We start from the raw sequence: 14412 nt of genomic DNA, 5'->3' as shown, positions 1-14412 counted from the left end.
CCCGGTGGAGCGGGCGGGCACGGCGGACGGGTGCGGCCTGCGGGCCCCGCCCCTTCCGGACCGGCGGACGGACGAGGGGAGGCCCCGGGCCCCCGGCCGCAGGGGCCGGGGGACGGCTCAGGCGGTGAGGCGGGCGAGCGCCTCGTCGACGGTCAGCTCCTCGCGCTCGCCCGTGCGGCGGTCCTTCAGCTCCACGACGCCCTCGCCCGAGCGGCGCCCGGCCACCAGGATCTTCGGGACGCCCATCAGCTCCGCGTCGGTGAACTTGACGCCCGGGGAGACGCCCGCGCGGTCGTCGACCAGGACGCGGAGCCCGGCGGCGGACAGCTTGTCGGCGACCTCCAGGGCCAGCTCCGTCTGCAGGGCCTTGCCCGCGGCGACGACGTGCACATCGGCCGGGGCGACCTCGGCGGGCCAGCACAGGCCCTTGTCGTCGGCGGTCTGCTCGGCGAGGGCGGCGACCGCGCGCGAGACTCCGATGCCGTACGAGCCCATGGTCACGCGGACCGGCTTGCCCTGCTGGCCGAGGACGTCGAGCTTGAGGGCGTCGGCGTACTTGCGGCCGAGCTGGAAGATGTGGCCGATCTCGATGGCGCGGTCCAGCTTCAGGCCGGTGCCGCACTTCGGGCACGGGTCGCCCTCCTGCACGACGACCACGTCGACGTACGCGTCGACCTCGAAGTCACGGCCCGCGACGACGTTCTTCGCGTGGGTGTGCTCCTTGTTGGCACCCGTGATCCACGCGGTGCCCGGCGCCACGCGCGGGTCGGCGATGTAGGTGACCTTCTCCAGGCCCTGCGGGCCGACGTAGCCGCGCACGAGGTCCGCGCGGTCCGCGAAGTCGGCCTCGGTGACCATCTCGACGGTCGCCGGGGCGAAGTGCTCCTCGACCTTGCCGAGGTCCACCTCGCGGTCGCCGGGGACGCCCACGGCGACGATCTCGCCGTCGACCTTCACCAGGAGGTTCTTCAGGGTCGCGGAGGCGGGGACGCCGAGCGAGGCGGCGAGGGTCTCGATGGTCGGGGTGTCGGGGGTGGGGATCTCCTCGGCGGCCGGGACCGCGGAGCCGTCGACGGACACCAGCTCGTAGGAGATGGCCTCCGTGTTGGCGGCGAAGTCGCAGTTCGGGCAGTCGGCGAAGGTGTCCTCGCCCGCCTCGGCCGGGGCGAGGAACTCCTCGGACTTGGAGCCGCCCATGGCACCGGCGGTGGCGGCGACGATGCGGTAGTCGAGGCCGAGGCGCTCGAAGACCCGCTGGTAGGCCTGGCGGTGCAGGGCGTAGGACTTGGCCAGGCCCTCGTCCTCGGTGTCGAAGGAGTACGAGTCCTTCATCAGGAACTCGCGACCGCGCAGGATGCCGGCGCGGGGGCGGGCCTCGTCGCGGAACTTGGTCTGGATCTGGTAGAGGATCACGGGCAGGTCCTTGTAGGACGAGCACTGGTCCTTGACCAGGAGGGTGAAGATCTCCTCGTGCGTCGGGCCGAGGAGGTAGTCGCCGCCCCTGCGGTCCTGGAGGCGGAACAGCTCGGCGCCGTACTCGTCCCAGCGGCCGGTGGCCTCGTAGGGCTCGCGGGGCAGCAGCGCGGGCAGGGAGACCTCCTGCGCGCCGATGGCGTCCATCTCCTCGCGGACGATCCGCTCGACGTTGGAGAGGACCTTCTTGCCGAGGGGCAGCCAGCTCCAGATGCCGGCGGCGGTGCGGCGCACGTATCCGGCGCGCACGAGGAGCTTGTGGCTGAGGACCTCGGCGTCGGCCGGGTCGTCGCGCAGCGTCTTCGCCATCAACTGGGACATGCGCTGGACCGGTGCGTTGGCCATGGTTCTCGTACTCCTGCCGGGCGGATGGTCCCCCGGTCCGGACGGGGCCGGGAAGGGGGGGTGATGGCTAGGAGGTTAGCCGGGCCGCCCCTGGTCGGAGAAATCAGTTCCGGTGCGGGAGCGGCAGCGGCGCGCCCATCACGGCGTACGGGCGGGCGGCGCTCGGGAAGTGCACCTGGCGGGCGAGGTCCTGGTAGCCGAGGGAGCGGTAGAGGCCCCGGGCGGGGCTCTCGGTGTCGATCGCGGAGAGGATCGAGCGGGGTTCGGCGGCTCCGTCGGTGATGGTGGTGATCAGCTTCCGGCCGACGCCCTTCCCCTGGTGGGCGGGGTGGACGTGCAGCTCGGTGATGACGAAGGAGTCGTCGAGCCAGTCGTTGGCGCCGGTGATCCGCAGATACGACTCGACGACGGTGGACCACCAGTGGGAGCGGTCGTTGGGCATCCCGTACACGAAGCCGACGAGCGTCCCGTCGGGGGTGGTGGCGCCGTAGGCGCGGGCGCCGGTGCACAGCAGGTGGCGCAGCACGATGTGGCGGCGGACGGCGACCTCGTCGCGGCCCAGACCGAAGGCGAGCGCCTGCACGGCGAGGGCCTCGTCCACCCGGGCGGCGAGATTGACCGGTCCGACCACGACGTCTGCGTCATCCATGCGGCGCACCCTACAAGCGGGCCGGGTCTCAGAACAGCACGCTCATGAAGGCGCCGGTCTCGCGGAAGCCCACCCGGCGGTACGCGGCCCGCGCGGGGGTGTTGTAGTCGTTGACGTAGAGGCTGACGACGGGGGCGATGTCGGCCAGGGCGTACCGGAGGACGGCGGCCATGCCGGTCTCGGACAGGCCCTTGCCCCGGTGTTCGGGGGCGACCCAGACGCCCTGGATCTGGCAGGCGCGGTTCGTCGCGGCGCCGATCTCGGCCTTGAAGACGACCTTGCCGTTCTCCACGCGGGCGAACGACCGGCCGGAGCCGACGAGTTCGGCGACCCTGGCCTGGTAGAGCAGTCCGCCGTCGTTGGCGAGCGGAGAGACGCCGACCTCCTCGGTGAACATGGCCACGCAGGCGGGCATGATCACGTCCATCTCGTCCTTGCGGACGCGGCGGACCAGCGGGTCGGCGGCGACGGTGGTGGAGGGCTCCTCGGCGACCATCAGCGGCTGGCGGGCGCGCACGTCCCTGGCGGGTCCCCAGCTGGGTTCCAGGAGCCGCCAGAGTTCGGCGGTGGGCTCGGCGGGGCCGACGATGGAGGAGCAGCGGCGGCCGGTCCTGCGGGCCCGGTCGGCGAAGGCGCGGACGGCCTCGGGGGTGGCGCAGAGGGGCACCAGGTTGGCGCCCGAGTAGCAGAGCGAGCGGAGCCTGCCCTCCTGGTACCAGCCCCACATCTCGCCGCCGAGGCGCCAGGGGTCGAGCCCGGCGATCTGGACGCGGGCGGTCACGAAGGCGTTCTCGACGGGGGCGCTCTCCAGGACGGCGAGTGCGGCGCCGAGATCGGCGGGTTCGAGGACCCGGGTGGCGGGTTGTGTCAACACGAGGGGCCCTCACCGTACGGTTCTGCTGGTCTGCGCACTCTACCCGGCGGGCCCCGGACCTGCCCTTGGCAGCACGGAGCCCCGCCGCCGGGGGCGACGGGGCGGTGGCGGCGCGGCGCGCCGGGCAGCCGGTGGGCCGAGTGCGGGCTCGGCCGATCGGCCCGCGCGGCGGGCCCGAGGACCGGGGAGCCCGGACGGCCCGGGGCCGACCCGGGGCTGCTCCCGGCGGCGGCACCTCGCCGCCCCGTCCCGGCGGCCGACCCGAAGGGACGGGCCCGCACGGCGGCTGAGCCGAAGGGGCGCGCCGGTGGACCGGTCCCGAGCGCGCGGAGCCTCCCGAGGAACGAGGGAGGCGAGCACGGTCGGGGCCGGTCCACCGGCTGAAGCGCCCCTGAGGCGAAGCAAGCCGTGGGAAAAGGCGTGCTCAGCCCGCGACGGCGATGGTGGGTTCGCCGCTGGCGACGCCGTCCTTCTCCATCTGCTCGGCGATCTTCAGCGCTTCCTCGATGAGGGTCTCGACGATCTTCGACTCGGGGACGGTCTTGATGACCTCGCCCTTGACGAAGATCTGGCCCTTGCCGTTGCCGGAGGCGACGCCGAGGTCGGCCTCGCGGGCCTCGCCGGGGCCGTTGACGACACAGCCCATGACGGCGACGCGCAGCGGGACGGTCATGCCGTCGAGTCCGGCGGTGACCTCCTCGGCGAGCTTGTAGACGTCGACCTGGGCTCGGCCGCAGGACGGGCAGGAGACGATCTCCAGACGGCGCTGGCGCAGGTTCAGCGACTCCAGGATCTGCATACCGACCTTGATCTCCTCGGCCGGGGGGGCGGAGAGGGAGACCCGGATGGTGTCGCCGATGCCCTGGGAGAGCAGGGCGCCGAAGGCGACGGCCGACTTGATGGTGCCCTGGAAGGCGGGGCCCGCCTCGGTGACGCCGAGGTGCAGCGGGTAGTCGCACTGGGCGGCGAGCTGGCGGTAGGCCTCGACCATGATGACCGGGTCGTTGTGCTTGACCGAGATCTTGATGTCGCGGAAGCCGTGCTCCTCGAAGAGGGAGGCTTCCCAGAGGGCGGACTCGACGAGCGCCTCGGGGGTGGCCTTGCCGTACTTCTTCAGCAGCCGGGCGTCGAGCGAGCCCGCGTTGACGCCGATGCGGATGGGGGTGCGGGCGTCGGAGGCCGCCTTGGCGATCTCCTTGACCTTGTCGTCGAACTGCTTGATGTTGCCCGGGTTGACGCGGACGGCGGCGCAGCCCGCGTCGATCGCGGCGAAGACGTACTTGGGCTGGAAGTGGATGTCGGCGATGACGGGGATCTGCGACTTCCGCGCGATGACCGCGAGGGCGTCGGCGTCGTCCTGGGTCGGGCAGGCCACGCGCACGATCTGGCAGCCGGAGGCGGTCAGCTCGGCGATCTGCTGGAGGGTGGCGCCGATGTCGGACGTGCGGGTGGTCGTCATCGACTGCACCGATACGGGTGCGTCACCGCCGACGGCCACGGTGCCGACCTGGATCTGGCGGCTCTTGCGCCGCTCGGCGAGCCGGGTCGGGACGGTCGGGATACCGAGAGAAATCGCGGTCATCTTCTGTGCAACCTCAGGGTTGTGCGTCGGCGGGCTCAGGTAATCGAGGTTACCGCCCCGGGCGTGGGGGGCCTGACACGTACGGGTCCGGCCCCCCTGGGGGTTACGTGATCTTCACCGGGTTGACGAGGTCGGCGGCGAGCACGAGCAGCGTGAAGCAGACGAAGACCCCCGCCACCACGTACGCGACGGGCATCAGCTTCGCCACGTCGAAGGGGCCGGGGTCGGGGCGCTTGAAGATCCGGGCCGTCCGGCGGCGCAGGGACTCCCAGAGGGCGCCCGCGATGTGGCCGCCGTCGAGCGGGAGCAGCGGAAGCATGTTGAACAGGAACAGCGAGACGTTGAACATCACCAGGATGTTCATGAACCAGACGAGGATCCGCTCGGGCGGGGCTTCGACGGTCATGAGTTCGCCGGTGAGCCGGGCGGCGCCGACCACGCCGACCGGGGAGTCGTCGGCGCGTTCGCCGTTCCCGAAGGTGGCGTCCCACAGGCCGGGGATCTTGCCGGGGAGGGCGATGACCGAGTGGACGCCGTTCTGCATGAGGTCGACCATGCGGTCGCTGGTCTCGCCGAAGGTGAGGGGCGCGACCTCGGTCTTGGAGGCGAAGCCGAGGTATCCGGCGTCGATGTAGGTCAGCGGCTGGACGATCCTGCCGTCGGCGTCCTTCTTCGGCACCTTGTTGGAGACCAGGGTGGGGTGCAGGTCGATCCGCTGTCCGGCCCGTTCGACGGTGACGGTCGCGGGGCCCGTGGTGTCGCGGATGCGGTCGGAGAGGGTGTCCCAGTCGTTGACCGGGGCGCCGTCGAAGGCGACGATCCTGTCGCCGTCCTTCAGACCCGCCCGGTACGCCGGGGAGACGGGGTCGCCCGTCTCGCACTTCTCGCGCTTCTCGCTCTGCTTGATGACGCACTTCTGGACGCCCGCGACCTGGGTGGTCTGGCCTTCCGTGCCGAGCGTCATCATCGAGCCGAAGAACAGCGCGGCGGCCAGGACCAGGTTCATGAAGGGTCCGGCGAACATGACGATGACGCGCTTCCACGGCTTGCGCGTGTAGAAGAGGCGGGTCTCGTCGCCGGGTTCGAGTTCCTCGTACGAGGCTTCGCGGGCGTCCTCGATCATGGAGCGCCAGGGCGAGGTGGAGCGGGCCTCGATCCGTCCGTCGTCGCCCGGCGGGAACATGCCGATCATGCGGATGTAGCCGCCGGCGGGGATGGCCTTGATGCCGTACTCGGTCTCGCCGCGCTTCCGGGACCAGATGGTGGGGCCGAAGCCGACCATGTACTGCGGGACGCGGATGCCGAAGAGCTTGGCGGTGGAGAGGTGTCCCAGTTCGTGCCAGGCGATCGAGACGAGCAGCCCGAACGCGAACAGGACGATGCCCAGGACGTACAGGAGCGTTTCGTTCATGCGCGGGCCTCCGCTGTTGCCTTCGCTGCGAGCTCTCGGGCCCGAGCACGGGCCCAGGTCTCCGCTTCGAGGACGTCCGGGAGGGTGAGGGAGGTTCCCGTACGAGGGGTGCCGTGTTCCGACACGACCGCGGTGACCGTGTCCATGATGCCGTTGAACGGCAGCCGTCCGGCCAGGAACGCCGCCACGCACTCCTCGTTGGCGGCGTTGAAGACGGCGGGGGCGGTGCCGCCCAGTGCGCCGACGTGCCGGGCGAGGCCCACGGACGGGAAGGCCTCGGTGTCCAGCGGGAAGAACTCCCAGGTGGAGGCCTTGGTCCAGTCGAAGGCGGGGGCCGCGTCCGGGACCCGCTCGGGCCAGCCGACGCCGATGGCGATCGGGCCGCGCATGTCCGGCGGGGTGGCCTGGGCGAGGGTCGAGCCGTCGGTGAACTCGACCATCGAGTGGACGTACGACTGCGGGTGGACGACGACCTCGATGCGGTCGAACGGGATGTCGTAGAGCAGATGGGCCTCGATGACCTCCAGGCCCTTGTTGACCAGGGTCGCGCTGTTCACCGTGATCACCGGGCCCATCGCCCAGGTGGGGTGGGCGAGCGCCTCCTCGCGGGTGACGTCGGCGAGCTGGGCGCGTGTACGTCCCCGGAAGGGGCCGCCGGAGGCGGTGACGACCAGCTTGCGGACGTCGGCGCGGGTGCCCGCGGCCAGCGCCTGGAAGAGGGCCGCGTGCTCGGAGTCGACCGGGATGATCTGGCCGGGCTTCGCGAGCGCCTTCACCAGGGGGCCGCCGACGATCAGCGACTCCTTGTTGGCGAGGGCGAGGGTGCGGCCGGCTTCGAGGGCGGCGAGGGTCGGCGCGAGACCGATGGAGCCGGTGATGCCGTTGAGGACGGTGTGGCACGGGGAGGCGGCCAGCCGCGTGGCCGCGTCGGGCCCCGCGAGCAGTTCGGGCAGCGGCTCGGAGCCGTACCGGGCCTTCAGCGCCTCGCGCAGTTCGGGCAGCGCCTCCTCGCGGGCCACGGCGACCGCGTCGACCTTCAGCCGGTGCGCCTGCTCGGCGAGGAGGCCGACCCGGCCGCCGGACGCGGCCAGGGCGGTGACCCGGAAGCGGTCGGGGTTGCGCAGGACCAGGTCGATGGCCTGGGTGCCGATGGACCCCGTGGAACCGAGGACGACGAGGTCCCGGCGTCCTTCGGACACGTCGAAGGCGATATGGGGGTCGGCGAGAGGAGAGGGGCGGTCGCTCATGCCCCCCATTCTTGCCCCAAACCCCGCGCGCTCTTCACGGGGTGCGGACGAACGCCTCGAACGCCCGGTGGAAGTCGGGGAACGTCTTCTTCACACAGCCGGGGTCGTCGTAGCCGATGCCGGGGGTGCGCAGGGCGGTGACCGCGAAGGACATGACGATCCGGTGGTCGCCGTGGGTGGCGATCCCGGCAGGTCCGGTGGGCGTGCCGGGGTGGATCTCGATCCAGTCGGGGCCGGTGCGCACGGTGATGCCGAGGCGGCGCAGGTTCTCGGCGCAGGCGTCGAGGCGGTCGCACTCCTTGACCCGGGTGTTGGCGACGTCCTCGATGCGGACCGGTCCGTCGGCGAAGGGCGCGAGGGCGGCCAGGGTGGGCATGGTGTCGGAGATGTCCCGCATGTTGACGGTGAGTCCGCGCAGGGTGCCGGTGGAGCGGACGGTGGTGCCCGCGTCGGTGGTCTCGACGTCGGCGCCCATCCGGCGCAGCACGTCGACGAAGGCGAGGTCGCCCTGGAGGGCGCCGGTGCCGAGCCCGGGGACGGTGACGGAGCGGCCGGGCAGGAGCGCGGCGGCGGCGAAGAAGTAGCTGGCCGTGGAGGCGTCGGGCTCGATGCCGTAGGTCCGGGCGCGGTAGCCGGTCGGGGCGACCCGGTAGGTGCGTCCCTCCTGGCGGACGTCGGCGCCGAAGCTCCGCATCATGGCGAGGGTGATCTCGACGTACGGCTCCGAGACCAGGTCGGTGACGGTGATGTCGAGGCCCTCGGTGGTGAGCGGGCCCAGCATCAGGAGGGCCGTCAGGTACTGGGAGGACTGTCCGGCGTCGAGGGTGAGCGCGCCGCCCTTCACTCCGTGGGCGTGGACGGCGAGCGGGTGGTGGCCCTCCTTCTCGCCGTGCCGCAGGTCGACGCCGAGGGTGCGCAGGGCCTCGGTGAGCGGGCCGAGGGGGCGGCGGCGCATCTGGGCGGAGGCGTCGAAGCGGTAGGTGCCGTGGCCCGCGGCGGCGAGGGTGGGCAGGAAGCGGGCGGTGGTGGCGCCGTCGCGGCAGTAGACGTCGGCGCTGTCGGCGCCGGGGCCCGCGGGGCAGCCCTCGATGTGCCAGGCGCCGGGCTCCCGACGGACGGCGTAGCCGAGGGCGGTGAGCCCTTCGGCGAAGCCTTCGGTGTCGTCGGAGACGAGGGGCCGCAGGAGGGTCGTGGTGCCCTCGGCCGCCGCGGCGAGGAACAGCGCGCGGGCGGTGACGGACTTGGAGCCGGGGATGTCTATGACGGTCACGCCCCTCATCCTGCCGGGTGGACCCGCCGGAAGGTGGGGTGTTCCGCATGACGGAACGGAGGAGCGGCCGTACGGGTGGGGCCGGGCGGCCCCGGACACATGGGGTTCCCGGGCGCGCGGGGCGCCAGGTTCCCCGGGCACGCGGGGTCCCGGGCACACCTGGAGGTTCCCCGGACTCCGGTGGTCCCGGTGCGGCGAAAGGCGGTCCGGGCCCCCGCACAGTGGGTCCGGACCGCCTGGTCTGGTGGGGCGTGTGCCCCGGGTGGGGCGTGTGCCCCGGGTGGGGCGTGTGCCCCGGGTGGGGCGCCCCTGGGAGCGCCTAGAGGGCCAGGCCCGTCAGGACGAGGACGCGCTCGTAGGTGTAGTCGTCCATCGCGAACTTGACGCCCTCGCGGCCCACGCCGGACCGCTTGGCACCGCCGTACGGCATCTGGTCGGCGCGGTACGAGGGCACGTCACCGATGATCACGCCGCCGACTTCGAGGACCCGGTGGGCGCGGAAGGCGGCCTGGAGGTCCCGGGTGAAGACACCGGCCTGGAGGCCGAAGTCGGAGTCGTTGACCGCGGCGAAGGCCTCGGCCTCGCCGTCCGCCTTCGCGATCGTCAGGACCGGTCCGAAGACCTCGGAGCGGGCCAGGGTGACGTCCGCCGGGAGGTCGGTGAGGACGGTCGGCGCGTAGGTCGCGCCCTCGCGCTTGCCTCCGGTGAGGAGCTTGGCACCGGCCGCGACGGCCTCGTCCACCCAGGACTCGACGCGCACGGCGGCGGCCTCGTCGACCAGCGGGCCGACGTCGGTGGCGGCGTCGGACGGGTCACCGGTGACCTGGGCCTCGACGGCGGCGACGATCTTCGGCAGCAGGCGGTCGTGGACGGAGGAGTCGACGATCACGCGCTGGACGGAGATGCAGGACTGGCCGCCCTGGTAGTTGGAGAAGGTCGCGATCCGGCTGGCCGCCCAGTCCAGGTCCTCCTCGGAGGACCAGTCGGGGAGGACGACGGCGGCGGCGTTGCCGCCCAGCTCCAGGGTGCAGTGCTTGTGCGGCACCGACCGCTGGATGGCGTAGCCGACCTTGTCGGAGCCGGTGAAGGAGATGACGGGCAGGCGCTCGTCCTGGACCAGGGCGGGCATCCGGTCGTTCGGCACGGTCAGGATCGACCAGGAGCCGGCCGGGAGGTCGGTCTCGGCCAGGATCTCGCCCAGGATCAGGGAGGAGATCGGGGTCGACGGGGCCGGCTTGAGGATGATCGGGGCGCCGACGGCGATGGCCGGGGCGACCTTGTGGGCGCTGAGGTTCAGCGGGAAGTTGAACGGCGCGATGCCGAGGACGACGCCCTTGGGCATCCGGCGGGTGAGGGCGAGGCGGCCCGCGCCGCCCGCCTCGGTGTCCAGGCGCTGGGCCTCGCCCGCGTTCCAGCGGCGGGCCTCCTCGGCGGCGAAGCGGAAGACGGAGACGGCACGGCCGACCTCGCCGCGGGCCCACTTGACGGGCTTGCCGTTCTCGGCGGAGATGACCTGGGCGATCTCCTCGGTGCGCTCGGCGAGCCGCTTCGACACGTGGTCGAGGGCGGCGGCGCGGACGTGCGCCGGGGTGGCGGCGAACTCGTCGACGACGGCGTGCGCGGCGGCGACGGCCTCCTCGACCTGGGCCTCGGTGGGCACGCTGACCTTGCCGACCAGACGTCCGTCGTACGAGTTCGTGACGTCGAAGGTGGCCTCGCCGGTGGCCTCGCGGCCGGCGAGCCAGAAGGCGTGGGTGGTCGTCATTGCGTCCCGGCCCTTTCCGTTTCGGGGAGCGAGCGATTGCTCTCGTGACACGTTAGGGCCGGGGCGGCGGGCATGGGCTTGTCCGCTGTGGAGTGATGGGTCCAGACCTCTGTCCGAATTGGCCGAACGGATTCCGGACATCCGCCGAGGGGACGCCGTCCCCTGCCCGGTACGGGCGCCGCGCCGGGCGCACCGGCCTCCCCGGCCCGTCCGTCAGCCGCGCCGCTCCGTGGAGACGATCAGCCAGACCCCTCCGACGACGATCGCGCCACCGAGGACGATGGACCAGGTCAGGGCCTCGTTCAGGACGAGGGCGCCGAGGGCCACGGCGACGACGGGGTTCACGTACGCGTAGGTGGCGACCAGCGAGAGCGGGGCGGCCTGGAGCAGCCAGGCGTACGCGGTGAACGCGATCAGCGAGCCGAAGACGATCAGACCGGCCAGGGCCACCCACGAGCGCCCCGATATCGCGGCCAGATCGAGCCCTCGCTGCTCGCCCCGGACCAGTCCGACGAGCAGACCGCCGAGGCCGCCCGCGATCATCTCGTACGCGCTGGCCGTGAACGGGTCCTTGGGCATCGGCAGGCGCGCGGAGGAGAAGGAGCCGACGGACCACAGCAGGGTCGCCACGACGACGAGGAGGACACCGCTCGTCCGCACCTCTCCGCTGAGCCCCGGCAGGGTCAGCACGGCGAGTCCGGCGAGCCCCAGGAGCACGCCCGCGAGGCCGCCCGCGGTCGGCCGTTGGCCGGAAGTCGCCTTCAGGAGGACGACCCATGCCGGGACGACGGAGATCAGCAGGGCGGCGAGACCGGACGGGATCGAGGTCTCGGCCAGGACGACGAGGCCGTTGCCGCCGAGGATCAGGAGCAGGCCGACGAGGACGGCGGAGCCGAGCTCCCGCCGGGTGACCTTGAGGGCCTCAGGACCCCGGCGCCAGGCGATGATCCCGGCGAGCAGCAGTCCCGCCGTGACGAAGCGGGTGCCCGCGGAGAGGAAGGGCGGCATCGTCTCGACGACGATCCGGATGCCGAGGTAGGTCGAGCCCCAGACGACGTAGACGATGCCGAGGGCGACCCACACGGCGCCGGTGATCCGGCGGACGGGGGCCGAGGGGGTGGCGGGGACGCGGGGTGCGGGTGCGGGTGCGGGTGCGGTCCGGGGCGTCTCGGGGGCCGGATCGACGGCGGGGCTTGTCATGGACAGAGAGTAAGGAACGCGGGTCCGACGGCCAAGAAATCTGCCCGCCTCCGGGCAGACCGGACGCCCGGGACAGGGGACGAGGGCCGAAGCCGGTGACCGGCCGTGGCTCGGCGCGGTCGAAGTCCCGCCCGTCGGACCACGGCTCCGCACGCTCCCCGCGCACCGGAAACCGGAGAGGTGGAGAGGTACGAGGACGCCAGGGGCTGTCCTCCGCCGCCCGGCCCCTGCCCCCGGCCCTCACCGGGAGGACCCGGCGCCACCGGGATTCCTCCTCCGTCGGGTGCGCGACCCGGGGAGACCACGTGGGCGAGGCGCTCCGGTGGGCCCGGGAGCGGGGACCGGTCGGGGGCACGGCGACTCATCGGTTTCCGCCGGGCGGTGACAGGATGTCCGGACCCGTGAGGGAGAACGACCGACACACCTAGGGGGAACCTCATGATCCTGCTGGCACTGACCGGTGTCCTGCTGCTCGCCGTCGCGGGCTGCGTCTGCGTGGTGTGGGCCGCGCGGGGCGGCCCCCGCTGGGTACAGGGGGTGTCCGCCGTGACCCTGGCCGCCGGGCAGCTGGTCCGCTCCCGCCGGTTCCGGGGCACGAACGGCGGAAGCGGCAACGACACCGCGGCCCTCGGCGACGGCGGCGGCGGGAACGACGGCGGCTCGAACTGAGGGCGGTCGGGGGCGGACGGCCGGGGGCGGGCGCGGAACACCCGGGTCCCCCGGACACCGCCGACCTCGTACGGGGGGCTCCGGTCCGTATGCGTACGGACAGAACTCCGGCCGTACGTCTGCGGGCAGACCCGGGCCCGGACGCCGCCGACCTCGTACCGGGGTTCCGCCCGTACGCGTACCGGCGGAACCCCGGCCCGTGTGCCTGCGGGCAGACCTCGGGCCCGTGCTCGTACCGCCGGGCCCCGGCCCGTACTGGTACGCGTACCGACGCGCTCCGGCCCGTACTCGTCCGCGTACAAACGCACTCCGGTCCGTGCGGGTCCGGTCCCGTGGAGGGGCGGGGGCCCCGGTCAGTCCGTGCCGCCGCCCGTCGCCTTCAGGGCCAGCCAGAGTTCCATCCGTACGTCCGGGTCGTCCAGCGAGCGGCCGAGGATCTCCTCGACCCGGCGCATCCGGTAGCGGAGGGTGTGCCGGTGGACGCCGAGGTCGGCCGCCGCCGCGTCCCACTGGCCGTGCCGGGAGAGCCACGCCCGCAGCGAGGCGACCAGGTCGCCCCGGCCCGTCGCGTCATGGTCGCGGAGCGCGCGGAGCATCCCGTCGGCGAAGGCGCGCACGGCGTCGTCGGCGAGCAGCGGGAGCACCGAACCGGCCGCCAGGTCCTCGTGTTCGACGAGCGCGCGGCCCCGCCGCCGGGCCACCGACAGCGCCTGCTCGGCCTGCTTGTACGCGGCTGCCGCCAGGGCGGGCCCGGCGGGCGCCGACAGCCCGACGACGACACCGGCGTCCTCCGCCTCCCGTTCCGCGTACCCCTGGCAGGCGGTGACGACCGCGCCCCCGTCCCCAGCGAGGACGACGAGCCGCTGGGCGCTCTCCGGCACGGTGAGGACCGCCTCCCCGGCGCGGGCGGCGGCGGCCTCCAGGTTCTCGGCGAGCAGCGGGAGCGGGGGCTCCCCGGCGGGTTCGGGCCCGGCGGACTCGGCGACGAGCAGCCGGAAGGGGGCGTCGAGGAGTCCGCCGTAGACATCGCCCGCGACCGCGCGGGCGTGGTCCGGCTGGCCCGCGAGCAGCATCCGCAGGATCGCCGCGCCGAGGCGCTGCTCGGCCGCCTGGAGGGAGCGGGAGCGTTCCGTCGTGAGGGTGAGCAGGGCGATGGCCGAGTGCACGGCGTACCGCTCGCCGGTGCCGAGGGGGGCGCCGGTGCCGACGGCGAGGGCGCCCCGGACGCGGCGGCCGGTGCCGAGCGACTGGAGTTCGACGCGGTCGTCCGTGCCGCCGACGACGGCGCTCGCGGGCGCCGGGCGGTCCCGGAGCCGTTCCACGTCGGGGGTGAGCCGGGCGGCCCTGCGGGCGGCCCAGTCGGGTGAGACGGCGACGACGGTGCCGGAGGTGTCGTAGAGCGCGGCCCAGCCGTCGAGGTGCGCGGCGAGCCGGGCGACGACGGCCTCGGGCCCCTCGGCGAGGGCGGCCCTGGTCAGCTCGCGCTGCACCTCGAAACCGGCCGTGACGTCCCGGTACTGGTCGGCGGAGATGGCCGCGGAGACGGCCTTGCTGATGGCGAGGAACGGGGTCCTGCGGGGCACTTCGAGCAGCGGCAGGTGCTCCTCGCGGGCCGCGTCGAGGAGGGCGGGCGGGATCTCCTCGTAGTTGACGCCCACGGCGAAGCCGAGTCCGACGACGCCCGCGCCGATCAGCCTGCGCACATAGCGGCGCATCGCCTCCAGGTCCTCCGCGTCGAGGGTGAGCGCGGTGGTGAGGAGGAGTTCGCCGCCCTCCATGTACGGGACGGGGTCGGCCAGCTCGCTGACGTGCGCCCAGCGGACGGGGGTGTCGAGACGGTCCGCACCGGCCCGGACGACGAGCTTGAGCGAGGAGTGCTGGACCAGCGAGGCGAGGGTGGGCGGCATTGGGGACCGTCGGACCTTTG

Annotated in this window: 11 protein-coding genes; 1 reads left to right on the top strand and 10 read right to left on the bottom strand. The window is 73.2% G+C overall.

From position 1 onward, the window contains the following. Positions 1-117 precede the first annotated feature (117 nt). From ACFXGN_RS24580 to ACFXGN_RS24540, 9 genes are all read right to left on the bottom strand, one after another. Positions 118-1818: a proline--tRNA ligase gene (locus tag ACFXGN_RS24580; protein WP_384862946.1), complete on the bottom strand. Its 1701-nt coding sequence runs from the start codon at positions 1816-1818 to the stop codon at positions 118-120. A gap of 103 nt (positions 1819-1921) precedes the next feature. Further along, positions 1922-2467, bottom strand: coding sequence for a GNAT family N-acetyltransferase (locus ACFXGN_RS24575; RefSeq protein ID WP_384862943.1), 546 nt, complete (start codon positions 2465-2467; stop codon positions 1922-1924). A gap of 28 nt (positions 2468-2495) precedes the next feature. After that, complete coding sequence (locus ACFXGN_RS24570; RefSeq protein ID WP_384862940.1) at positions 2496-3341, bottom strand: GNAT family N-acetyltransferase; 846 nt, start codon at positions 3339-3341, stop codon at positions 2496-2498. Between the two features lie 424 nt (positions 3342-3765). Continuing rightward, positions 3766-4923 (bottom strand): flavodoxin-dependent (E)-4-hydroxy-3-methylbut-2-enyl-diphosphate synthase, encoded by a 1158-nt coding sequence (gene ispG / locus ACFXGN_RS24565; protein WP_351787056.1) that lies wholly within the window; start codon positions 4921-4923, stop codon positions 3766-3768. 103 nt (positions 4924-5026) lie between these two features. Further along, on the bottom strand, positions 5027-6334 hold the full coding sequence (locus ACFXGN_RS24560; RefSeq protein ID WP_384862937.1) for a M50 family metallopeptidase: 1308 nt from the start codon (positions 6332-6334) through the stop codon (positions 5027-5029). Then, positions 6331-7581, bottom strand: coding sequence for a 1-deoxy-D-xylulose-5-phosphate reductoisomerase (dxr, locus tag ACFXGN_RS24555; protein WP_384862934.1), 1251 nt, complete (start codon positions 7579-7581; stop codon positions 6331-6333). Before dxr ends, ACFXGN_RS24560 begins: the two co-directional genes overlap by 4 nt. A gap of 34 nt (positions 7582-7615) precedes the next feature. Continuing rightward, positions 7616-8851 (bottom strand): 3-phosphoshikimate 1-carboxyvinyltransferase, encoded by a 1236-nt coding sequence (gene aroA, locus ACFXGN_RS24550; RefSeq protein ID WP_384862931.1) that lies wholly within the window; start codon positions 8849-8851, stop codon positions 7616-7618. 319 nt (positions 8852-9170) lie between these two features. Then, positions 9171-10616 carry an aldehyde dehydrogenase family protein gene (locus ACFXGN_RS24545; protein ID WP_384862929.1) on the bottom strand — a complete coding sequence of 482 codons (1446 nt, stop codon included), beginning with the start codon at positions 10614-10616 and terminating at the stop codon, positions 9171-9173. Between the two features lie 213 nt (positions 10617-10829). Continuing rightward, on the bottom strand, positions 10830-11816 hold the full coding sequence (locus ACFXGN_RS24540) for an EamA family transporter (RefSeq protein ID WP_384862926.1): 987 nt from the start codon (positions 11814-11816) through the stop codon (positions 10830-10832). 438 nt (positions 11817-12254) lie between these two features. Here ACFXGN_RS24540 and ACFXGN_RS24535 point away from each other — a divergent pair, with 438 nt between their 5' ends. Beyond that, positions 12255-12485 carry a hypothetical protein gene (locus ACFXGN_RS24535; RefSeq protein ID WP_384862924.1) on the top strand — a complete coding sequence of 77 codons (231 nt, stop codon included), beginning with the start codon at positions 12255-12257 and terminating at the stop codon, positions 12483-12485. Positions 12486-12838: 353 nt separating this feature from the next. Here ACFXGN_RS24535 and ACFXGN_RS24530 read toward each other — a convergent pair whose 3' ends face one another. After that, complete coding sequence (locus tag ACFXGN_RS24530) at positions 12839-14392, bottom strand: PucR family transcriptional regulator (RefSeq protein WP_384862921.1); 1554 nt, start codon at positions 14390-14392, stop codon at positions 12839-12841. Positions 14393-14412 lie beyond the last annotated feature (20 nt).

It is taken from the genome of Streptomyces sp. NPDC059247 (genome assembly GCF_042754005.1).
In the GTDB taxonomy this organism is placed as follows: Bacteria; Actinomycetota; Actinomycetes; order Streptomycetales; family Streptomycetaceae; genus Streptomyces.
The sequence above is the reverse complement of the archived record's forward strand: the minus strand, read 5'-3'. Positions and strand labels throughout refer to the sequence as shown.